The sequence below is a fragment of the Mycolicibacterium peregrinum genome, assembly GCF_001665625.1.
Taxonomy (GTDB): domain Bacteria; phylum Actinomycetota; class Actinomycetes; order Mycobacteriales; family Mycobacteriaceae; genus Mycobacterium; species Mycobacterium peregrinum_B.
Genome location: NZ_LZSY01000139.1, coordinates 12,293 through 33,665, shown reverse-complemented (window position 1 = coordinate 33,665; position 21,373 = coordinate 12,293). Strand labels below are relative to the sequence as shown.

General features: G+C 66.9%; 24 protein-coding genes and 1 tRNA gene. 16 read left to right on the top strand and 9 right to left on the bottom strand.

From position 1 onward, the window contains the following. Positions 1 to 76: 76 nt before the first annotated feature. Positions 77 to 802 carry an MspA family porin gene (locus A5779_RS22320; protein WP_064885699.1) on the top strand — a complete coding sequence of 242 codons (726 nt, stop codon included), beginning with the start codon at positions 77 to 79 and terminating at the stop codon, positions 800 to 802. A 4-nt stretch (positions 803 to 806) separates the two neighbouring features. Here the strand turns inward: A5779_RS22320 and A5779_RS22315 are convergent, their stop codons facing one another. The 3 genes from A5779_RS22315 to A5779_RS22305 all read right to left on the bottom strand — a co-directional run bounded on the left by A5779_RS22315 (position 807) and on the right by A5779_RS22305 (position 5,695). Further along, positions 807 to 2,249: a neutral zinc metallopeptidase gene (locus A5779_RS22315; RefSeq protein ID WP_064885697.1), complete on the bottom strand. Its 1,443-nt coding sequence runs from the start codon at positions 2,247 to 2,249 to the stop codon at positions 807 to 809. 93 nt (positions 2,250 to 2,342) lie between these two features. Next, positions 2,343 to 4,385, bottom strand: coding sequence for an ATP-dependent DNA helicase (locus A5779_RS22310; protein WP_064885695.1), 2,043 nt, complete (start codon positions 4,383 to 4,385; stop codon positions 2,343 to 2,345). After that, the gene (locus A5779_RS22305; protein ID WP_064885693.1) at positions 4,382 to 5,695 is read right to left on the bottom strand and encodes a nicotinate phosphoribosyltransferase; all 1,314 of its coding nucleotides are present in this window, start codon (positions 5,693 to 5,695) and stop codon (positions 4,382 to 4,384) included. Before A5779_RS22305 ends, A5779_RS22310 begins: the two co-directional genes overlap by 4 nt. Before the next feature lie 65 nt (positions 5,696 to 5,760). Here A5779_RS22305 and clpS point away from each other — a divergent pair, with 65 nt between their 5' ends. The 11 genes from clpS (at position 5,761) to rdgB (ending at position 13,129) form a co-directional block, all read left to right on the top strand. Next, a complete protein-coding gene (gene clpS, locus A5779_RS22300; RefSeq protein WP_055116122.1) occupies positions 5,761 to 6,075 on the top strand; it encodes an ATP-dependent Clp protease adapter ClpS in 315 nt (104 codons plus the stop codon). A 6-nt stretch (positions 6,076 to 6,081) separates the two neighbouring features. Next, on the top strand, positions 6,082 to 6,660 hold the full coding sequence (aosR, locus tag A5779_RS22295) for an oxidative stress transcriptional regulator AosR (protein ID WP_064885691.1): 579 nt from the start codon (positions 6,082 to 6,084) through the stop codon (positions 6,658 to 6,660). Positions 6,661 to 6,666: 6 nt separating this feature from the next. Next, positions 6,667 to 7,701: a P1 family peptidase gene (locus A5779_RS22290; protein WP_064885689.1), complete on the top strand. Its 1,035-nt coding sequence runs from the start codon at positions 6,667 to 6,669 to the stop codon at positions 7,699 to 7,701. Positions 7,702 to 7,705: 4 nt separating this feature from the next. Beyond that, positions 7,706 to 8,122 (top strand): M67 family metallopeptidase, encoded by a 417-nt coding sequence (locus A5779_RS22285; protein ID WP_064885687.1) that lies wholly within the window; start codon positions 7,706 to 7,708, stop codon positions 8,120 to 8,122. Positions 8,123 to 8,142: 20 nt separating this feature from the next. Next, on the top strand, positions 8,143 to 8,415 hold the full coding sequence (locus tag A5779_RS22280) for a MoaD/ThiS family protein (protein WP_064885734.1): 273 nt from the start codon (positions 8,143 to 8,145) through the stop codon (positions 8,413 to 8,415). Between the two features lie 2 nt (positions 8,416 to 8,417). Then, complete coding sequence (locus A5779_RS22275; protein ID WP_064885685.1) at positions 8,418 to 9,389, top strand: cysteine synthase; 972 nt, start codon at positions 8,418 to 8,420, stop codon at positions 9,387 to 9,389. Between the two features lie 10 nt (positions 9,390 to 9,399). After that, on the top strand, positions 9,400 to 10,065 hold the full coding sequence (locus tag A5779_RS22270) for a rhomboid family intramembrane serine protease (RefSeq protein WP_064885683.1): 666 nt from the start codon (positions 9,400 to 9,402) through the stop codon (positions 10,063 to 10,065). A gap of 4 nt (positions 10,066 to 10,069) precedes the next feature. Further along, positions 10,070 to 10,894, top strand: coding sequence for a glutamate racemase (gene murI, locus A5779_RS22265; protein WP_064885681.1), 825 nt, complete (start codon positions 10,070 to 10,072; stop codon positions 10,892 to 10,894). Between the two features lie 64 nt (positions 10,895 to 10,958). Continuing rightward, complete coding sequence (locus A5779_RS22260; protein WP_064885679.1) at positions 10,959 to 11,726, top strand: cyclic nucleotide-degrading phosphodiesterase; 768 nt, start codon at positions 10,959 to 10,961, stop codon at positions 11,724 to 11,726. Between the two features lie 17 nt (positions 11,727 to 11,743). Next, positions 11,744 to 12,523, top strand: a complete 780-nt coding sequence (rph, locus tag A5779_RS22255) for a ribonuclease PH (protein WP_055116103.1) — start codon at positions 11,744 to 11,746, stop codon at positions 12,521 to 12,523. Continuing rightward, positions 12,524 to 13,129, top strand: a complete 606-nt coding sequence (gene rdgB / locus A5779_RS22250; protein ID WP_064885676.1) for an RdgB/HAM1 family non-canonical purine NTP pyrophosphatase — start codon at positions 12,524 to 12,526, stop codon at positions 13,127 to 13,129. Between the two features lie 193 nt (positions 13,130 to 13,322). Here the strand turns inward: rdgB and A5779_RS22245 are convergent, their stop codons facing one another. Continuing rightward, positions 13,323 to 14,552, bottom strand: coding sequence for a multidrug effflux MFS transporter (locus tag A5779_RS22245; RefSeq protein ID WP_064885674.1), 1,230 nt, complete (start codon positions 14,550 to 14,552; stop codon positions 13,323 to 13,325). 51 nt (positions 14,553 to 14,603) lie between these two features. On the opposite strand from A5779_RS22245, the gene A5779_RS22240 reads away from it, so the two are divergent. Beyond that, positions 14,604 to 15,056 carry a MarR family winged helix-turn-helix transcriptional regulator gene (locus A5779_RS22240; protein WP_236734850.1) on the top strand — a complete coding sequence of 151 codons (453 nt, stop codon included), beginning with the start codon at positions 14,604 to 14,606 and terminating at the stop codon, positions 15,054 to 15,056. Positions 15,057 to 15,066: 10 nt separating this feature from the next. Here A5779_RS22240 and A5779_RS22235 read toward each other — a convergent pair whose 3' ends face one another. Both A5779_RS22235 and A5779_RS22230 read right to left on the bottom strand, forming a co-directional pair. Beyond that, positions 15,067 to 15,429 carry a DUF3817 domain-containing protein gene (locus tag A5779_RS22235; protein ID WP_064885671.1) on the bottom strand — a complete coding sequence of 121 codons (363 nt, stop codon included), beginning with the start codon at positions 15,427 to 15,429 and terminating at the stop codon, positions 15,067 to 15,069. Beyond that, on the bottom strand, positions 15,426 to 15,806 hold the full coding sequence (locus A5779_RS22230) for a hypothetical protein (protein WP_064885670.1): 381 nt from the start codon (positions 15,804 to 15,806) through the stop codon (positions 15,426 to 15,428). Before A5779_RS22230 ends, A5779_RS22235 begins: the two co-directional genes overlap by 4 nt. 79 nt (positions 15,807 to 15,885) lie before the next feature. On the opposite strand from A5779_RS22230, the gene A5779_RS22225 reads away from it, so the two are divergent. Beyond that, on the top strand, positions 15,886 to 16,584 hold the full coding sequence (locus tag A5779_RS22225; RefSeq protein ID WP_064885669.1) for a DUF6882 domain-containing protein: 699 nt from the start codon (positions 15,886 to 15,888) through the stop codon (positions 16,582 to 16,584). On the opposite strand, the gene A5779_RS34805 is transcribed toward A5779_RS22225, so the two are convergent. Next, positions 16,581 to 16,709 (bottom strand): hypothetical protein, encoded by a 129-nt coding sequence (locus A5779_RS34805; protein WP_269085849.1) that lies wholly within the window; start codon positions 16,707 to 16,709, stop codon positions 16,581 to 16,583. The two genes, A5779_RS22225 and A5779_RS34805, sit on opposite strands and share 4 nt — an antisense overlap. A 3-nt stretch (positions 16,710 to 16,712) precedes the next feature. On the opposite strand from A5779_RS34805, the gene A5779_RS22220 reads away from it, so the two are divergent. After that, positions 16,713 to 16,796: transfer RNA gene (locus A5779_RS22220), tRNA-Leu, on the top strand. Positions 16,797 to 16,841: 45 nt separating this feature from the next. On the opposite strand, the gene A5779_RS22215 is transcribed toward A5779_RS22220, so the two are convergent. Next, on the bottom strand, positions 16,842 to 17,588 hold the full coding sequence (locus tag A5779_RS22215) for a potassium channel family protein (protein ID WP_064885732.1): 747 nt from the start codon (positions 17,586 to 17,588) through the stop codon (positions 16,842 to 16,844). 201 nt (positions 17,589 to 17,789) lie between these two features. Here A5779_RS22215 and A5779_RS22210 point away from each other — a divergent pair, with 201 nt between their 5' ends. Further along, on the top strand, positions 17,790 to 18,419 hold the full coding sequence (locus A5779_RS22210) for a nitroreductase family protein (RefSeq protein ID WP_064885730.1): 630 nt from the start codon (positions 17,790 to 17,792) through the stop codon (positions 18,417 to 18,419). A gap of 23 nt (positions 18,420 to 18,442) precedes the next feature. On the opposite strand, the gene A5779_RS22205 is transcribed toward A5779_RS22210, so the two are convergent. After that, positions 18,443 to 21,271, bottom strand: a complete 2,829-nt coding sequence (locus tag A5779_RS22205) for a cellulase family glycosylhydrolase (RefSeq protein WP_236734849.1) — start codon at positions 21,269 to 21,271, stop codon at positions 18,443 to 18,445. Between the last annotated feature and the right edge of the window lie 102 nt (positions 21,272 to 21,373).

Here is a 21,373-nt window from a genome sequence, read left to right as displayed (position 1 = left end):
AGGTAAGTACATAGGCAGGTTCCCTTCGGGAACGTGGCGATACGTTCCCGCGGGGAACTGTAACGAGAGGCCGCCTGTGTTGATTCGCTCGTTGGGACTGCTCACGGCCGCGGCCCTGGGATGCACGGTGTCGGTTGCCCCGGCCTGGGCCGATCCCGTCGTCGCCCCCGAAATCGAGGTGGTGGCCGATGTGCTGCCCAAGCCGGGTGAACCGGCCGATGCCGATCTGGTCGAGTCGACCCCGCCGGCCACCCTCAAAACCCCGGATGGCTGGGACCTCACGGTGTCGGCCAGTGACGAGACGCGGGCCACGGTGCCACCTCTGACGACGGCAATCTCCTCCCGCGAGTATGTCGTCGGTGGTACCTACCGCGGTTTGATGGCGGGCCCCGGCGGCGACGAGCCGCGGGGCACGCTGGAGGCCGGCTACCAGATCGGCTGCGGCATCGACATGAGTACCTCCAACGGCGTCGCGCTGACCGGCACCGTTGGACTCAACTCATCTGTCGGCATTCTCGGCACCGATGTGGTCACGCCCTGGCCCGAGGGCATCCTGCCGGGAGTCGGCTCCAACATCGGCGGCGGCATCACCATCGGACTCAAACCCGGCATCATCAACCTCATCCCGGTGACCGAGAAGGAATTCAAGGGCACCGAGCCATGGGTGATGATCAGCAACTTCAGGGTGAAGATCGACGGCTGCGTGGGGCAGTCGTTCATCCGGTCCTATGCGGTGCTGACCCGGTCGACCGACGAGTCCGAGGCGGTCCTTGCCTGGTACGGCACCACGAAGGTGGTCTGAGCCGTCACGGGAAGCGCTTCAGGCAGCGCGGCTCGTCACCGAGGATGCCGACCCGGAACGCATCGATGCGGGCGAACCCGGAGGGCACCGACTCTCCGTTGACGTCACTGGCCGCCAACCCGTTGGTGAGGATGCCCGATACCGCCTCGTCGATGTCGCCCGCGGTCAGCAGGATGGTGTCGCCGTTGGGCAGGTTCACGGGCTTGATCATCTTGGCGGTGGCCACGCCGGTCAGGCAGGCGGTGCGCAGCGCCGCCTCGGCGTTGTCGAGCACCAGGCCCCGGGCATGCTGAAGGGCCAGGGTGTAGCGCGAGATCAGCACCGAGAACGCGGTGTTGTCGCCACCGGCCAGATCGCCGACGTCGACCTCGTCGGAGGGTGTTGCCAGTGCTTGCATCTCGGCCAGGTCGACCACGATGGTGTTGGTGTCAGGGCAGTAGGAGGCCGGGGGGCTGGGCTGTGCGTTCGCGCAGTCCGCCGCCGCCTCGGGCCGGAAGCTGAGCTGCGGGGGGCTCGCCGGTTCGAAGAGGATGTTGAGTGCGTCGACCATCGAGCGCACCCAGTGCTCGGTGATGTCCAGGTCGCCGCTCTGGTCTTCGGGTAGCAGGACCGGAAGGTCGCCGCGCCGCTGGTTGATCTCCTTGCCGTCGATCGCGGCGCAGGCCGCGGGCCCGTCGGTGAACCCGAATTGGAAGGCCGAGATCCGTTCGAACGCCGACCCGTGCTCGTCGATCCCGACCCGGGCCTCGGCCTCGGTGAGCAGCGGGTCGCGGAACGCGATCACTGCAGCGAGCAGTTTGTTGAGCCCGTCGGCGGTACTGAGTGAGAACCGCGGCGAGTCGCCTTGGGCCACCCATCGCATGTAGCTGCCTGCCAGACAGTCGGCCTGCTGTTCGGCGACCAGGGTGGGCGTCTTACGGTTGACCAGTCCGGCCTGCTGCTGGATGGCATGGCCGTACTCGTGGGCGAGCACCATGACGGCGCCCATGTCGCCGTTCTGCCGGCGCAGCCCGGGCATCAGCACGCCTCGGTCCCAGCCGATGGTCCGATCGGGTTTGCAGAACGCGGCGTTGACGAGCCCGTAGGTCTCCATCCCGCAGAACCCACCGTCGAAACTCTCGGCGTCCCACGAGATCAGCGCGCGCACCGGCTGGAAGTCACCTTCGAACGCCTCGGAGTAGGCATCCGACCAGTACTCCTCGAGGTCGCTGACGGCGCTGGCGGCGAGGTTGTCGATCTTGCCGCCATCGGAGTTGGTGACCTTGCGTGAGGGCTTCTCGGCGTCGGGGCGCAAACCGCTCGAACCGTCGGTGGCGGGCATGCCGGCAACCGAGAAGGGGTCGCTGAACACCGACACCGCCGTGCCGTCCACCAGAGACGAGCAGCCCGCCAGCGGCAACACCGTGCAGACGGCAAAAGCGAAGCCGAACAGGGCGCGTCGGCTCATGTTGCCGCCTTCCGGTGCACTCTGGCGGCCTTAACCATCCGCGCGGGTAATTGCCGCACACACTAGTTAACCGAGCGAGCGCAGGGTGCGATATCAGCTCGCGCCGCGCAGCCGCTTCAGCGACTGACGTACCCGTTCGGGGTCGGTGGTGGACCAGAACGGCGGCAGTGACGAGCGCAGGTACCCGCCGTAGCGGGCGGTCGCCAACCGGGAGTCGAGCACCGCGATGACGCCGCGGTCATCGGTGTGGCGCAGCAGCCGGCCGGTGCCCTGGGCGAGGAGCAGCGCGGCGTGGTTGGCGGCGATCGCCATGAAGCCGTTGCCACCGTGTGCGCTGATCGCCCGCTGCCGGGCGGTCAACAACGGATCGTCGGGACGGGGGAACGGAATCCGGTCGATCAGCACCAACGAGAGCGACGGCCCGGGCACGTCCACCCCCTGCCACAGCGAAAGGGTGCCGAACAGCGACGTCTCCGGATCGTCTGAGAACTTCTGCACCAGAGCCGAAGTGGTGTCCTCGCCCTGGCACAGGACCGGCGTGGACAGCCGTCCGCGCATGACCTCGGCGGCGGCCTTGGCTGCGCGCATCGATGAGAACAGGCCAAGGGTGCGACCACCGGCCGCGGTGATCAGCCCCTCGATCTCATCGAGTGTCCTGCTGTCGGTGCCGTCGCGCCCCGGAGGCGGTAAATGCTTGGCAACATAGAGGATTGCGGATTTGGCGTGGTCGAAAGGTGATCCGACATCGAGGCCGCGCCAGCCTGGTTTGGCCGGCTCATTGTCGTCGGAGAAACCGCCGAGACCCCAGTTGCGCGCCATCGCGTCGAAGTTGCCACCGAGGGTCAGCGTTGCCGAGGTCAACACCGCGGTGGTGTTGGCGAACAGCCTGGTGCGCAACAGTCCCGATACCGACATCGGTGCCACCCGCAGCAGGCTGCGTCCGGGCCGGGGAGCTCCGGTGTTTCCGGCGTTCGGCCCGTCCGACTGTTCCACCCACACCACATCGACGCGGTCGGGTATGGGCGGGACGAACGACGTGAGGATCCGGGTGGCGGTGTCACTGACGTCGCTCAGTGCGGTGACGGCCTCGGTGCGGGCCGAGGCGGCCTGCGGATCGCTGGGCGTGGTGTCGATGGCAGTGCGTGCCGCGTTGGCGGCGTCGCGCAGTGCGGTCAGGTAGGTGCCCAGTTCCTCGTCGAGCACATCGATGCGGCCGGCGTCGAGCTCGTGCAGCATCGAGGACAGCGTCGCAGTCGCGGCCTCGAACCGTTCTGCCAGTTCGTCATCCACCAAACGGGACATCCTGCGGTGTGCCACCGCCATTGAGGTCGCCGACAATTCGGCGGTGGCCACCCCGGTCACCCGGTCGGCCAGTTCGTGAGCCTCGTCGACCACCAGTTGCTCGTACTCGGGCAGCACCGAGAAATCGGAGAGTGCGTCGATGGCCAGCAGTGCGTGGTTGGTGACGATGACGTCGGCGGCCCCGGCCTTCTCCCTGGCGCGCTCGGCGAAGCAGTCGGTACCGAACTGGCAGCGCGACACCCCGATGCACTCGCGTGCAGAGACACTGACCTGCGACCACGATCGGTCGGGCACGCCGGGGGTCACCTCGTCGCGATCGCCGGTCTCGGTGTCCGAAGACCATTCCGTCAGCCGTTGCACATCGCGGCCCATGGCGCTGACCGCCATGGGGGAGAACAGCTCGTCCTGAGGCCGGTCCGCCGGCTCCTCGGCTGATCCGTTGTGAATCTTGTTCAGGCACAGATAATTTCCGCGGCCCTTCAGCAGCGCGAAGGTGGGCTTGCGGGGCAGCGCTTCGGCCAGTGATTTCACCAACCGCGGCAGGTCCCGGTCGACCAGTTGGCGTTGTAGGGCGATGGTGGCCGTCGAGACGACCACCGGTTGCTCGGTCTGCAGCGCGCGGGCGATCGACGGCACCAGATAGGCCAGCGATTTGCCGGTGCCGGTGCCGGCCTGCACGGCCAGGTGTTCCCCGGACTCGAAGGCGTTCGCGACGGCCTCGGCCATCTGGACCTGACCGGGGCGACTGGCACCGCCGAGCCCTTTGACGGCGATCTTGAGGAGATTGGTCACCACATTGGCCACCTCGCGGGATGGCTTCGATTTGGTCGTCATGTCTGGGCCGACGCCATGACCCGGGTGGGAATGGCCGGCTCGCCACGAGAAAGTTTGAGGCCATCCCACGGCAGGCTGTGCAGACCCGCGGCCACCCGTTGGCGCGCGGTGGGCAGGTCGGCGGACGGGTGGTGCCCTTCGGCGGGGACGCCGTCGGTGACCAGTGGCACCGTCAGCCGGCGCGCGGTGAGCCCCGTGGGCTCCGAGGGAGCCTGGCCGTGCGGGTAGACCACTTCCTCGACGACCGTGCCCGAGGCCTTGGCCAGCCGGAGCGCCTGTTTGCGGCCACCGTGGGATTCCTTGCGGCTGCTGCGCTTGGCCACCGGGATCCCGTCGACCTCGACCAGCTTGTAGACCATCCCGGCGGTCGGTGCGCCCGATCCGGTGACAACCGAGGTGCCGACGCCATAGCTGTCGACGGGCTCGGCGCGCAGGGCAGCGATCGCGAACTCGTCGAGGTCACCGGAGACCACGATCTGGGTTCCGGTGGCCCCGAGGCCGTCGAGCTGCTGGCGCACCTGACGGGCCAGCACCCCCAGATCGCCCGAGTCGATGCGGACGGCGCCCAGCCGCGGTCCGGCCGCGGCGATCGCGTTGGCCACCCCGGTGGTGATGTCATAGGTGTCCACCAGCAGGGTGGTGTCGACGCCGAGCGCGGCCACCTGGCCGCGGAACGCGGCCTGCTCGTCGGGGCCGGACTCGGTGGTGTGCAGCAGCGTGTAGGCGTGCGCCGCGGTGCCCAGCGCGGGGACGCCGTAGCGCTGCTGGGCGGCCAGATTGGAAGATCCGGTGAACCCGGCCAGGTAGGCCGCCCGCGCTGCGGCCACGGCCGCCAACTCGTGGGTACGTCGTGAGCCCATCTCGATCATCGGGCGGCCCTGGGCGGCGCTGGTCATCCGGGCAGCCGCCGAAGCGATCGCCGTGTCGTGGTTGAGGATTGAGAGCACCAGCGTCTCGAGGACCACACACTCGGCGAAGGTTCCGTGCACCGAAAGCACCGGTGAACCCGGAAAATAGAGCTCGCCCTCGGCGTAGCCGTCGACGTCACCGCTGAACCGGTAGTTGGCCAGATAATCCAGAGTCGCGGGGTCGAGGAACTCGGAGAGCCCGGTCAATTCCTCCGGCGAGAAGCTGAACTGTGCCAACGCTTCCACAAACCGTCCGGTGCCGGCGACCACGCCGTACCGGCGCCCTTCGGGGAGGCGGCGGGCAAAGACCTCGAACGTGGTGCGGCGGTACGCCGTGCCGTCGCGCAGCGCGGCGGCGAGCATCGTCAGCTCGTACTTGTCGGTGAGCAACGCGACGGTCACACCAGCAACCGTAGCTGTTCGCAGCTGCTTCAATAGCGCGGCTCCCCGGCCGGTATTGTGGGCCCATGGTTACACCGGCGAAGGCCCGTCCGGGGACCCGCGAGGAGCGCAGCGTCGAGGCGGCGCCCCGGGAAGAGACAGCCACCGAAAGCCCATGGGTGACCATCGTCTGGGACGATCCGGTCAACCTGATGACCTACGTCACCTACGTGTTCCAGAAATTGTTCGGATACAGCGAGCCGCACGCGACCAAGCTGATGTTGCAGGTACACAACGAAGGCAAGGCCGTGGTGTCGGCAGGCAGTCGCGAGTCGATGGAAACCGATGTGTCCAAACTGCACGCCGCAGGGCTGTGGGCCACGATGCAACAGGACCGCTGATCGACTGTGCGTAAATGGAAAAGGGTCGAGACCGCCGACGGTCTGCGCTTCCGCTCGGCGTTGGAGGCCCACGAGGCCGCGCTGCTGTCAAGCCTTGGCACCTCGATGCTGGGCATGCTCGACGAGCGTGGATCGTCTGGGCCCACAGACGAACTCGAGATGATCACCGGCATGAAGACCGGCAATCCGCAGCCGCCCGAGGACGCCACGATGAAGCGTCTGCTCCCGGATTTCTATCGACCGCAGACCGAGCATCCCGCGGGTTCGGGCACCGCCGAGAGTCTCAACAGTGCGCTGCGCGGACTACATGAACCGACCATCATCGACGCCAAACGCGAAGCGGCCCAACGTTTGTTGGACACCATCCCGGACGGCGGCGGCAAACTCGAGCTGACGCAGGACGACGCCGAGTCGTGGGCCGCGGCGGTCAACGACATCCGGCTGGCGTTGGGAACCATGCTCGACATCGGTGCGCAGGGCCCCGACCAGCTGCCCGCCGAGCATCCGATGGCCGGGCACCTCGACGTCTATCAGTGGCTGACCGTGCTGCAGGAGTACCTCGTCCTCGGCCTGATGGGGAGATAGGACCAGATGGGCTCGATCACCGACGTCGGCGGCATTCTGGTCGGCCACCATCACCGCATCGATCCGGATGTGTCGCTGGGCTCGGGTTGGGCCTCGGGGTCGACCGTGGTGCTGGCCCCGCCGGGCACCGTCGGTGCCGTCGACGGGCGCGGGGGCGCCCCGGGCACCCGCGAGACCGACCTCCTGGACCCGATCAACACCGTGCGCCATGTCGACGCCGTGGTGCTGACCGGCGGCAGCGCCTACGGGCTGGCCGCCGCAGACGGCGTGATGACCTGGCTGGAGGAGCAGGGCCGCGGGGTGGCGATGGACGGCGGCGTGGTGCCGATCGTGCCCGCCGCGGTGATCTTCGATCTGCCGGTGGGCGGCTGGGCGAACCGGCCGACCGCCGACTTCGGATATGCGGCGGCCGCGGCTGCCTCCACCGAGTTCGCCCTGGGCACCGTCGGCGGCGGGGTCGGCGCCCGCGCCGGAGTGCTCAAGGGCGGTGTGGGCACCGCCTCGGTGACGCTGGACTGCGGCGTGACGGTCGGTGCCCTGGTCGTGCTCAACGCCGCCGGTGACGTGGTCGACCCGGCCACCGGTCTGCCGTGGATGGCGGGGCTTATCGAAGAGTTCGGGCTCACCGCCCCGCCCGCCGACCAACTCGCGGCCTACGCCGACCATCACACCGAGCTGAGCGCGTTGAACACCACGATCGCGGTGGTCGCCACCGATGCGGCGCTGAGCCCCGCCGGGTGCCGCCGGGTGGCGGTCGCCGCCCACGACGGATTGGCCCGGACCATCCAGCCGTGTCACACCCCGATCGATGGCGATACGGTGTTTGCGCTGGCGACGGGTGCGGTGACCGTCGAACCGGACGAAAAGACCCCGGTGGCGATGTCACCGGAAACGGCGTTGGTGACCAAGGTCGGGGCTGCCGCGGCCGACGTGCTGGCCCGCGCGGTAATGGTCGGGCTGCTGGCTGCCGAGCCGGTGGCCGGAATACCGACCTACCGTGGCATGTTGCCGGGAGCGTTCGCTGTGAAGGAATGGGAGTGATCAAGTGCTGGTGATCCGCCGGGATCTCGTCGAGGCCATGGTGGCGCATGCCCGCGCCGACCATCCTGACGAGGCGTGTGGAGTGATCGCCGGGCCGGAAGGCTCCGATCGGCCCGAGCGCTTCATCGCGATGGCCAACGCCGAGCGTTCGCCGACGTTCTACCGATTCGATTCGGGCGAGCAGCTCAAGGTGTGGCGCGGGATGGACGATGCCGACGAAGTGCCCGTCGTCATCTACCACTCGCACACCGCGACCGAGGCCTATCCGAGCCGCACCGACACGTCGTTGGCCTCCGAACCCGACGCCCACTACGTATTGGTGTCCACCCGCGACCCCGACGAGCATGAACTGCGCAGCTATCGCATCATCGACGGCGTCGTCACCGAGGAACCCGTCGACATCGTCGAGCAGTACAACTAAGGAGCGACATGGCCGAGCCCATTTCTGTAACAGTCTCGATCCCGACCATCCTGCGACCGCACACCGGCGGGCAGAAACGCGTCAGCGCGTCCGGCGACACCTTGTCGGCCGTGATCAGCGACCTGGAGGCCAACTACTCCGGCATCTCGGACCGGTTGGTCGATAACGGCAAGCTGCACCGTTTCGTCAATATCTACGTCAACGACGAGGACGTGCGGTTCTCCGGTGGTATGGATACGACGCTGTCCGATGGTGATTCGGTCACCATCCTGCCCGCGGTCGCCGGCGGATAACAATGACCCGGCACGACTCACTGCTGCAGGCGCTCGGCAATACCCCGCTGGTCGGGCTGCAGAACCTCTCGCCGCGTTGGGACGATGGTGAGGACGGGCCGCACGTGCGGTTGTGGGCAAAGCTCGAGGACCGCAACCCGACCGGGTCGATCAAGGACCGGCCCGCGCTGCGCATGATCGAGCAGGCCGAGCGCGACGGCTTGCTGAGCCCGGGCGCCACCATCCTGGAGCCCACCAGCGGCAACACCGGCATCTCGCTGGCCATGGCCGCGATGCTCAAGGGCTACAACATGATCTGTGTGATGCCCGAGAACACCTCCATCGAGCGGCGTCAGATCCTGGAACTCTACGGCGCGAGGATCATCTTCAGCGCGGCCGAGGGCGGCTCCAACACCGCGGTGGCGACAGCGAAAGAGCTTGCGGCGGAAAACCCTTCATGGGTGATGCTGTATCAGTACGGCAACCCGGCCAACTCCGATGCGCACTACTACGGCACCGGTCCCGAGCTGTTGGCCGACCTGCCCGAGATCACCCACTTCGTCGCCGGGCTCGGCACCACCGGCACCCTGATGGGTACCGGCCGATTCCTGCGCGAGAACGTGCCGGGTGTGCAGATCGTGGCCGCCGAACCGCGCTACGGCGAGGGCGTGTACGCGCTGCGCAACATCGACGAGGGGTTCATCCCTGAGCTGTACGACGCCGACGTGCTGACCACACGGTTCTCGGTGGGCTCGTACGACGCGGTGAAGCGCACCCGTGATCTGGTGACCCGCGAAGGCATTTTCGCCGGCATCTCCACCGGCGCGGTCCTGCACGCCGCGCTGGGGATGGCGGCCAAGGCGATCAAGGCGGGCGAGCGCGCGGACATCGCGTTCGTGGTCGCCGACGCCGGTTGGAAGTATCTGTCGACTGGTGCCTACGCCGGTAGCCTTGATGACGCAGAGGATGCGTTGGAAGGGCAGCTATGGGCGTGAGCGGGCAGGAATGACGAACCTCCCTTCGAACGCACCGAAAAGACGCCCGGCGTGGATCGTCGGCGGCGTGACGATCGTCAGCTTCGTGGCGCTGTTGTACGTGATCGAGATCGTCGACACCGCGATGGGTCATCGGCTCGACCAGGACGGCATCCGGCCGCTGCAGACCGACGGCCTGTGGGGGATCCTGTGGGCGCCCCTGCTGCACGGCGGCTGGCCGCACCTGATCGCCAACACCGTGCCCGCGCTGGTGCTCGGCTTTCTCATGACCTTGGCCGGGATGGGGCGATTCATCGCAGCGACGGCGATCATCTGGATACTCGGCGGCTTCGGCACGTGGCTGATCGGCAACATCGGCCTGCACTGTCCCTACGTGACCGTGCAGTGCACGAGCACTCACATCGGCGCGTCCGGCTTGATCTTCGGCTGGCTGGCATTCCTGATCGTCTTCGGATTCTTCACGCGCAAGGTGTGGGAGATCGTGATCGGTGTCGTCGTGCTGTTCGTCTACGGCGGTGTGCTGTTCGGAGTGCTGCCGGGTAATGCGGGGGTCTCCTGGCAGGGCCACCTCAGTGGGGCCCTTGCCGGTATCGTCGCCGCATATCTGCTGTCCGGACCGGAACGTAAGGCGCGGGAAGCGAAGAAGAGTTCCGTCCAGCCGCGTCTGAGTGCATGACCGTATGAACGACCCACTCGCACCCGTCGGCATCTTCGACTCCGGCGTCGGTGGGCTGACCGTGGCCCGCGCGATCATCGACCAACTGCCGGACGAGGACATCATCTACGTCGGTGACACGGGCAACGGTCCCTACGGGCCGCTGACCATCCCCGAGATCCGGGCGCACTCCCTGGCCATCGGTGACGACCTGGTGGCCCGCGGGGTCAAGGCTCTGGTGATCGCCTGTAACACCGCGTCCTCGGCGTGCCTGCGCGACGCACGCGAGCGCTACTCACCGGTGCCGGTGGTCGAAGTGATCCTGCCCGCGGTCCGGCGTGCGGTGGCCGCGACCCGCAACGGACGCATCGGTGTGATCGGCACTGCCGCCACCATCGCCTCGGGCGCCTATCAGGATGCGTTCGCCGCGGCGCGTGACACCGAGGTGTTCGGGGTGGCCTGTCCGCGGTTCGTCGACTTCGTCGAGCGCGGGGTCACCAGCGGTCGCCAGGTGCTGGGTCTGGCCGAGGGGTATCTCGAACCGCTGCAGCGCGCCGAGGTGGACACCCTGGTGTTGGGGTGCACGCACTACCCGATGCTGTCCGGTCTGATCCAGTTGGCGATGGGCGACAACGTCACGCTGGTGTCCTCGGCCGAGGAGACCGCCAAGGACCTGCTCCGGGTGCTCACCGAGCTCGATTTGCTGAAGCCGCACGAATCCGGCCCGGCCCGACGGGTGTTCGAGGCCACCGGCGATCCCGAGGCGTTCACCACGCTGGCCGCCCGATTCCTGGGGCCGGGGCTGGACGGGGCGCGGCAGGTCCGGCGTCACGCGGGGGCCGGAAAATGATCTCCGTCGCCCAAACCGGCGATGTCTTGGCAACGCGCACAGCAAGCATGGCAAGCTAGACACTGTGCGATTGACCATCCTGGGATGCTCCGGCAGCGTTGTCGGCCCGGATTCGGCAGCCTCCGGCTATCTCGTCACCGCACCTGACACGACTCCGATGGTCGTCGACTTCGGCGGGGGCGTCCTGGGTGCGCTGCAGCGCTACGCCGATCCGAATTCGGTCAACGTGTTGCTGTCCCATCTGCATGCCGACCACTGTCTGGATCTGCCCGGCCTGTTCGTGTGGCGGCGTTATCACCCGATCCCGGCCACCGAGCGCGGTCTGATGTACGGGCCGGTCAACACCTGGGCCCGCCTCGGTGCGGCCTCTTCGCCCGAGGGCGGGGAGATCGACGACTTCACCGACATCTTCGAGGTGCGCAACTGGGAGGACGGCACCACGGTGCAGTTGGGCACACTCAACGTGACTCCCCGGCTGGTGTGCCACCCGACCGAATCCTTCGGCATGCGCTTCACCGATCCGTCCGGGGCGACCCTGGTCTACAGCGGCGACACGGGGTACTGCGACGCGCTCGTCGAACTGGCCCGCGGGGCCGATGTCTTCCTGTGCGAGGCATCGTGGACACACGATCCGTCCCGTCCGCCGCACCTGCACCTGTCGGGAACCGAGGCAGGGCGCGCGGCCGCCGAAGCCGGCGTCGGTGAGCTGCTGCTCACCCACATTCCGCCGTGGACGTCGCGCGAGGATGTGATCAGCGAGGCCAAGGCCGAGTTCGACGGCCCGGTGCATGCCGTGCTCAGCGGCGAGACCTTCGACGTCACCCGGCGGTGACCCGCTAGGGTTGGCGGGTGTCCAAGCGAGAAGACGGTCGTCTCGACGACGAACTGCGCCCGGTAACCATCACCCGCGGATTCACATCGCATCCCGCCGGATCGGTGCTGGTGGAGTTCGGCCAGACCCGTGTCATGTGCACCGCCTCGGTCACCGAAGGGGTGCCGCGCTGGCGTAAGGGTTCCGGGCAGGGCTGGCTGACCGCGGAGTACGCCATGTTGCCCGCCGCCACCCACGACCGTTCCGACCGGGAATCGGTCAAGGGGCGCGTCGGCGGCCGGACCCAGGAGATCAGCCGCCTGGTCGGGCGGTCACTGCGCGCGTGCATCGACCTCGGTGCGCTGGGGGAGAACACCATCGCGATCGACTGCGACGTACTGCAGGCCGACGGCGGTACCCGCACCGCTGCCATCACCGGCGCGTACGTGGCGCTGTCCGATGCGGTCACGTATCTGGCTGCGGCCGGGCGGCTTTCCGATCCGCGTCCGCTGTCCTGCGCCATCGCGGCGGTGTCGGTGGGCGTGGTCGACGGTCGCGTGCGTCTGGACCTGCCCTACACCGAGGACTCACGTGCCGAGGTGGACATGAACGTCGTCGCCACCGACACCGGCACCCTGGTGGAGATCCAGGGCACCGGCGAGGGTGCGACGTTCCCGCGCTCAACCCTGGACAAGATGCTCGATGCCGCGCTGGCGGGTTGCGAGCAGTTGTTCGTGGTCCAGCGCGAGGCACTGGAATTGCCGTATCCGGGTGTGCTGCCGGAAGGGCCCGCGCCAAAGAAGTCGTTCGGAAGCTGAGTGCCTGAGCTGTTGGTGGCCAGCCGCAACGCCAAGAAGCTGGCCGAGTTACGGCGGGTACTGGATGCCGCCGGGATCACCGGGCTGGACCTGGTGTCCCTGGCCGATGTCGCCCCGTTCGACGAGTCGCCCGAAACCGGCGCGACCTTCGAGGACAACGCTCTGGCCAAGGCGCGAGACGGGTTCCGTGCCACCGGATTGGCCTGTGTGGCAGACGATTCCGGTATCTCGGTGGATGCCCTGAACGGCATGCCGGGCGTGCTTTCTGCGAGGTGGTCCGGTTCTCACGGCGACGACGCGGCCAACACTGCGTTGCTCCTGGGGCAGCTGGCCGATGTACCCGATGAACGGCGGGGCGCGGCGTTCGTGTCCGCGTGTGCTCTGGTGTCTGCGTCGGGTTCGACGGTGGTGCGCGGGGAGTGGCCGGGAACGGTGATCCGCGAGCCCCGCGGCGACGGCGGGTTCGGGTACGACCCGGTGTTCCTGCCCGAGGGATCTACGTTGACGGCCGCCGAGCTGTCACCCGCCGAGAAGGACGCGGCATCGCATCGCGGCCGCGCGCTGGCGTTGCTGGTGCCGGCGTTGCGGGAACTGGCCGGGGCTTAGCCAGCTCGCCACGGCGGGCGTTCGTCGCGCCGCTCGTTTGTCACCTGCTCGTTTGTCATGCTGCTCGTTTGGCACGCTGGAGTGGCTGTCGCGCCCGAGTGTCACGCTAGCGTGCACAGAATCGACTGCGGCCCAGCCGTTGTCACGCTGGAGTGGCGCCCGGGCCCGGGGCCACGCTGGCGTGACAAAGCGGTCAATCGACGGCAACAACCTGACGCCGACGGGTCAGCAGCAGTGCTCCAGCGCCGATGCAGGCACTGACCAACATGGCCCCCGCCATGGGCAGCGCGGTGTGGTCCCCGCCGAGCCCGACGATCGGTGACACCACCGCCGCCAGGCCGAACTGCAACGCGCCCAATACCGCAGAACCGGTGCCGGCCGCATGGCGGACCTGATCGAGTGCCAGCGATGTCGCATTGGCGGCTACCAGGCCGAGGCTCGCGACCGCACCCCACAACAGCAGCAGCGACGCCCACAGCACGGGACCGAGCATCGCGTCCACCAACAACAGGACCGAAAAGAGGACGAGCAGGCCGACGCCGAGGTGCAGCAGCCGGTGCTGCCCGAATCGGCCGACGATTCTGGCGTTGACGGCATTCACGATCACGATGCCCGCGGCGTTCGCGGCGAAGGCGAACGAATAGTGCAGCGGGGAGAGTCCGAGCACGTTCTGAAGCACGAACGGCGAAGCTGCGATGTAGGCGAACATCACGGTGAAGCTGAACGCGAATGCCAGTGTGTAGCCGAGGTAGCCGCGATTGGTCAGCACCGACCGGGCATCGCCGAGCATGGCGCTCACGCCGCCGGTGTGACGACGGTCCTTCGGATGGGTCTCGGGGAGTACGGCGACGACGCCGATGAACATCGCCACGGCGAGCACGGCAAGGATCCAGAAGACTCCGCGCCAGCCGATCACACCCATCAGCGATCCGCCGATGAGCGGCGCCAGCACCGGTGCGGCGCCGTTGATGATCATCATCAGGCTGAAGGCCCGTGCCGCCACGGCGCCATGGGCGCGATCGGCCACCACAGCGCGGCTCAGCACCACGCCGGCGGCACCGCTGAACCCCTGGACGAACCGGAATGCCGTCAGCGCAGCGATGTTTGGCGCCACCGCGCAGGCCACACCGGCCAGGATGCACACGAAGGTGCCGGCGAGCATCAGAGGGCGCCGGCCGAATCGGTCCGAGAGTGGACCGATGATCAACTGCCCGCTGGCCAGCCCGACCATGAATGAGGTGAGGGTGAACTGAACGGCCGAGGCTGATGTGCCGAACTCGGCGGCCATCGCCGGGAAGGCGGGCAGGTACATGTCGATCGACAGTGGGGCTACGGCGGTGAGCAGGGCCAGCACACCCAGCCAGCTCAGTGGCAGCGCAGGTGTCTGAGGTGGCGTTTCGGTATTTGTGATTCGAGTACTCATACAGCCTTACATCAATGATTTATATATAAAGTTATATGTAATATAGCTGATATGACGGCCCCTCGAGTACCCAGGGCGATGCGTGATGTGCGTGACACCGCAGCCGCGCTGCGGACGCTGGTCTGGTCACTACGGCGGTTCGGTGAGAGGCAGGTCGGCCTGGAACCGTTGCCACACTCGGAGTTCGAGGTCATTCGCACGGTGGGTGACCACCCGGGGATCAGTGTCTCCGAGGCCGCCAAAATGCTGGCGCTGCAGCCCAGCAACGTCAGCACCACGGTGCGGAAACTGGTCGAGCGCGGTTTGGTCGATCGTGCTCCCGACGAACACGACCGTCGCTGCACCCGGCTGCACCTGACGGCCAAGGCCGCCGAGCACAAGAAGATGATCGACGCGGCCTGGACCGGCGCCGTCCATGAGCAGTTCGCTCAGATGACCGACGAGGAGGTGGCGACCTTGGTCAAGGCCGGGCCGTTACTTCAGCGGCTCGCTTCGATGGCATAGCCGGCAGAGCCTAGAGTTCGAAGCGCTTCTTGAGATCAAGGGTATTGAAGTGCTCGACGATGATGCCCAACAGCGGGATCGTGCCGGCGAGCAGCACACCGATGGTCTTGCCGATAGGCCAGCGGACCTTGACCGCGAGGTTCGCCGTGAACAGCAGGTAGATGAAGTACACCCATCCGTGCACGATGCCGATCCAGCCCGGAGGATTGTCCACCTGCACGATGTACTTGAGCACCATCTCGTAGCACAGCGCGATGAGCCAGATGCCCGTCGTCCAGGCCAACACGCGGTAGCCCAGCAGCGCCTTACGGAGGGTCTCCTTGGGAGTCGAAACCGCCGGCGTGACCTCGGCGCCCGGTTCTGGTGCGGTCATCTATCGGTCCTGTCTTTCTTCTCGGGCTGGTCGGACTTGGCCAGCTCGGCGAGGTAGGCGTTGTATTCGGAAAGTTCGTGGTCGCCGGCATCGGTGGCCGCGGCCGTGGGACGCTCCGGCAGCAGCCCCGCGGGAATCTCGGTGACATCGCCGCTGGGCCGTTCCGGTGGGGCGTCCTCGTAGCGGACGAACTTGTAATAGGCGTAAAAACAGAACCCGGCGAACATCGGCCACTGCAGGGCGTAGCCCAAATTCTGGAAGGTGCCGGAGGCGGATTCGTAACGCGTCCACTGCCACCACGCCAGCGCCAGGCAGCCTGCGGCGCCAAGGCACACCAGCGCGATGAGGGCTGGTCTCCTACGCCGTGTAGTGGACATTCGTCCATGGTACGGCGCGGGTGACGGGCGTCGAAAATACGTGCCTGAAAGGGTGGTTAGCGCCACTTAGGCTTTTCGGATGCTGCTCTATGACCTGCTTCTCGACGCTGCGATCGTCCAAGCGGAAACGCAAGCTCATCTGTCCGACCTCATCGGCGAGAATTCGCCGTATGACGGGGACTGGAGCCTCGATCTCAGCGCCGGCGTGTTCTCGAAGGCTTCGACCAGCGGTGCCGACCCATTTGTTGCTCGGGCTGAACTGCTCGGCTCCGCGGCGCAGGGACCTGGCACCTGGCTGTGGGCATGGGCGAATTCCGCCTACCCGCCCTCGATCGTGGAGAGCAGCGCACTGATCCGTAACTTCGGAGAGCAGTACGAAGTCGCCGAGTTGCGTGACGCGGAAGTGCCACTCGGTGAAGCTGAGCCGCGTGAGTACGCATGGTGGATGGGTGGGGTAGCGGCGCTTCTTCTCGGGCAATTGCCCACCTACACCTTCGACGCCGACGGCTCCACCATCGGCGCAATTGTTCTCGCGGATGATCGGCTGCGGTTGCCCGAGCCGACCGTGCCCCGGCTGATGCGTAGCGTGGGAGAGGCGTTGCAGGCGCTGCCGGTCGCGCCCCGCAGCGTGTGGGCATGGGGTGACGTGCGTGGGGTCCAGGTCGACGAGATTCCGGGAGGCCTGCGGATCGCATTGCCCGACGGCCATGCCGAGTTCCGGTTCGACGAACAGGACAGGCTGATCGACATGTCTGGTCAGGCGCGCCCGTCCGATTAGACCTTGGGGCCGATGAACTCGTCGAGGCGAGCGATGGCGTCGTCGTCTCTCTCGACCGCCGACGAATCAAACGTATCGGCGACCTCCGACAGATCTGGCTGTGCTTCGGGCTGTAAGATCGGCACGCCGCGGGCGTGATGAAATTGGCATACATGCCGGCTTTAGGTGCCGGTGCTCGAGAGAGCGTGTGGGTTCGAGTCCCACCGCCCGCACTCTTCAGGCGTTCTCATACCCGGTACCGCACGCGGGACCAGGGTTCACGGTTGGTGGTCGCTCGCAGAACCGTCGCCGGTGGGCTCCCGACGCAGTTCGTCCCGCAGCGACGCGATCTCGGCGCGCAGGTCATTGATGTGGGCCGCCGTCACGGCTGCGCTGGCGGCGTCGTCGACGGCCACGGTCTGCACGATCCACGACGCGATCGTCGCGGTGATCGAGCCGACCAGGCTGATCCCGCCGATCATCAGCAGCGCGGCGATGACTCGCCCGGTGGTGGTCACCGGGTACATGTCGCCGTAGCCGACGGTCGTGATGGTCGTGATCGCCCACCAGACCGCGTCACCGAAGTTGGTGATGTGGGCATCAGGGGCGTCGCGTTCGGTCTGGAGGACGGCCAACGATGCGACGTACACGAGCAGGATCGCGCCCGAGATCGTGTACAGAATGACCTTGCCACGGATCGCGTGGCCGACAGCTTTCTGAAGCACACCGATCAACACGATGAGGCGCAACAGTCGCAGTGGCCGCAGCAAGGGCAACACCACGATCGCCAGGTCGACCAGATGGGTCCGGAACCAGTGCTTGCGGTCGTCGGCCAGATACAGCCGGGCCACATAGTCCACGGTGAACACAGCCCAGGTGATCAGAGTCGCCAGCTCGACAGCCCGCGCCGCCACCCCATGCGGCTGCACCAGCACCTCCACCGAGTATGCGGCGAGAAACACCGCGGCCACCGAGGCCAGCGGCCACTCGGCACGTGCCTCCCACCTGTCGAGGCGCTGTTGCATGGTCACCGCAAAAGTGTGCGGCACAAATCCGCGGCTAGGTCAGGCAACCCCGTAGATCAGGCCGAAGAGTTGCTCGATGCCCGTCGGCGATCATCCAGGAGCACCGCGCCTACAAACGGACTGAGCCTTCTTCCGAGAATGGCTTCTGAGGTGACTGGCCATGTTGAAATTGTGGCCATGACGCAGCACGAGGCTTTGGCCATGCCACTCGAAGAGGCGATGCGTACTCAACGGGCGATCCGTCGACTCAAGGTTGATCCCATCGATGACACGCTTCTGCTTCACATTCTGGAACTCGCGATGAAGGCGCCGACGGGCTCGAACGCTCAGAACTGGGAGTTCATCGTCGTCAAGGACCGCGAAGTCGTCGCGAAACTCGGCCGATTGAATCGCCGAGCCTTGAAGTTCGGCGGACCGATCTACAAGCGCTTCGTTGTGCGCAATATGAATGACCAGATGCTCCGGATAGAGAAGGCGGTGCAATGGCAGGCAGATCATTTCGACGAGATCCCCGTCGTGGTCGTCGCCTGCCTGAAGGGTGTCATTCCGCTGTGGCCATCGGTGGCGGTGAGCAGCGCCTACGGTTCAATTTTCCCCGCGGTGCAGAACCTCTTGCTGGCGGCACGCGCAGCCGGGTTGGGCGCGGCGCTGATCACCCTGCCGTTGTGGAGCAAGCTGTTGGCGCGGCGCGCTCTGGGCCTGCCGTGGAACGTCACTCCGTGTGCGGTCATCCCGCTGGGCTGGCCCAAGGGCAAGTACGGGCCGACGACACGTCGGCCGGTCGGAGAATTCGTCTCGCTCGATCGCTACGGCAATAGAGCGTTTCTGTAGGCAGCGCGACCGGCCGGCACGGATTACACCGTCGTCACCGCGGACCCGTCGGGGTTGGCGGTGACGACGACGTGAACCTCGCTTGCGCCTTCATCCGACGCGATCACCAACTTGGTGGTGTTCGGGGCAGAGACGACGTGGCCTCCGGTGACCGTCACCTGATAGCCGTGGGGGAACTGGACGGCAGGGGTCGCGATCGTGGTTTCCGATCCCGCGGCGAAGTTTCCTGTGCCGTCGGCTCTTTGGGTGGAGTAGGTGTAGTCGAACGCGCCGTCGTCGAACGACCATGACTGCGGGGTACCGGATGTGACCTGCGGATACGGTTGCGCGAGCGTCTTCAGGTTCGCGGTGTTGACGTTGTCACCTTCCGGCGGCAGGCTCGGGTCGTACACCAGCGCCTCTTCCTCCGGGGGAGCGAAGGTCGTGATGTCGCCGACGCCCGTGTAGCTCCACTCGGTCCAGCCGAACATGTGCTGGTCTGCGGGATCCATGGATCCGATGATGCGTGCGCTGTCCGAACTGCCGCCGAACTCGCTCATGAATGCCGGGATGCCATGGGCCGCCGCGTAAGCCTGTGCATTGTCGGAGATCAGTTGGGCGTTCGGGAAGGAGCCCAGCGGCCCCAGCGAGACATAGTCGTAGGCGTGATACGACAGGACGCTGTTCGGGTCGTCGATGGTCCCGAGGTACACGGGGAAGCCCAGATTGGTGTCGGCGTCGGGTTCGAAGTACACGGTCGTGTTCGGATCGGCGGACCGGATCGCGGCATCCACCTGGTTGTAGAACGGGGTCAGCTGCTGAGCTGAGAAGAACGGGCTGCCGAACATGGTCGGCAGCATCTGGGAGGCGCCCGGGTATGGCTCGTTCATGATCTCGTAGCCGACGACGCCGGGCTCGTCCTTGAAGTAGTACGCCACGTGCTGCCAGGTTTGGGCGTAGTGGTTCTCCAGACCGACTCCATCGGATGCTGCGGAGTTGGACCAGAACGCATCCCAGGCGTGCTGTTCGGCCGGGTTGAGGAACTGGGTGAGCGGAAAGCCCAGAATGGGGTTGGGAAGTCCGCCGGTCTGGGTCGCCCACTCGGGCGCGCCCTCGCCGCCGAATGTGGTCCCGTAGGTGTCCTGGTGCATGTCGAGGATGACGTAGACGCCATGGGCGTTCAGCGTCTGCACGGTCTGCTGGATCGAGGCCAGGTATTCGTCGTCGTAGACGCCGGGTTCGGGTTCCACGGCAGCCCAGTTGATGCCGAGCCGCACCACGTTGAAACCGTTGTCCGCCAAGAACTGTGCGTCGTCGTCGCTGAATCCGGACGCGGACGGCTCGTACGGCGGCACCTTGTAGACCATGTTGACCCCGTGCAGAATGACGACCCTGCCCTCGCTGTCGGTGATCCACTTGCCGGTGGTGCCGAGTGAGGTGTCGCCACGTGCCGGCGTGTCGGCCCGGGTCCCGTAGTGGCCGACCGTTCCGTGCTCGCCGAACAGGCCGCCGTTGCCGCCCGCTCCGCCCAATGCTGCGAGTCGTGTTGAAGCGCCACCGATTCCGCCGTCACCTGCATTCCCGCCGTCACCGCCGCTGCCCAGCAGGGCCGCGCCGTCGCCGCCGTCACCACCCCGGCCTCCGTCGGTGCCGCTGCCTCCATCGCCGCCGGCGCCCCCGATACCGAACGCCAAACCGGTAGCCGAACCACCTTCGCCGCCGGCACCACCGGCACCGCCCGCGACGCCGTCGCCACCATCACCGCCGGCACCACCCAGGCCCATCAGGAATCCGCCGGTGCCGCCGGTCCCGCCGTCGCTGCCGGCGCCTCCGTCACCGCCCCTCCCGCCGTCGCCCAGGAAGCCGGCCGTGCCGCCGTTGCCGCCGCCGACACCTGCGGCCGTGCTGCTCCAGCCGTCTCCTCCGTCACCCAGCAGCCATCCGCCGGCGCCGCCGTCGGGATTGGCGGCGGTTCCGTCGGCACCGTTGCCGATGACGTAGGACCCGGCCACGGTGTTGATGGCGCCGTCGACCTGCCGACCCAGGTCACTGTCGATCCAGTTCTGGATACCATCGTGCACCGGTGTGTACACGGCCTGCTGGAACCATGCGGTTGCATCAGTGGGGGCTGGCTGTGCCTTGGCAGCAACAGTTTTCGCCGAAGTTGAGGAACCGGAGAGCTCGCGACGTGCTGCCGCCAGCATCACCCAGGACAGTGGGGGGTCGGCCGGGGCGGTCGGGGTGTTGCCGACGGCCGGGCTGTTCACCGCCGCGAACAAGTGCGAGATCGCCGTTGCGACGGCCCTGATCGGATCGTGCGGGGGCGTGGTGGTCGGTGTTGTCGTCGTCAGTGGCTTCGTCACGGGTTCTGCGGTGCCGGCCGGGGCAGCGGCCTGCGTCGGTGCGGGGGCCTTCATGCGCGACGCAGGCTTGGATGTGTCGGTCGCAGTGGGCGTTGCCGTGTTCGGTGCCACCTCGGCGCGCGGGGCGTCAGGCCGGGTTGCGGTTCTCGGAGCCGACGACTCAGTCGAGGGCCGGCCGGTGGTCTTCTTCTTTTTCGGCGTCGTCGCCGTGGCGTGCTTGCTCTTGCCGGAGGCTGCTTGTACACGGTTCTGCAGCTCGTGCGTGAGCCCGGTGAGGGTGCGCGACGCCTGATCTTCGGCGCGTTTGATCCGGACTCGCGGACCGGGATCTGCGGCACCCTCACCTGTGGTGCCGCCGGTGCGACTACTCGTCGAGCCGGCGGATGAATCGCTTGTTGTCGAGCCGTGGGGGTCGGCCCATGCCGCCCCGATTCCCGAGGTCATGGCCACGCCGACCCCTAACGCGATGGCCAAACCGCCGACCCGACCGATGTACGCAGACGCTTTCACGGGGTCTTGTATACGTCGCCGAAACCGAAGGTGGAGCGGAATCCGAGAAATTTTTTCCCGCGACGGGTAAAAATGCCCGGTTCATGCCCGCCGATGGTTGTC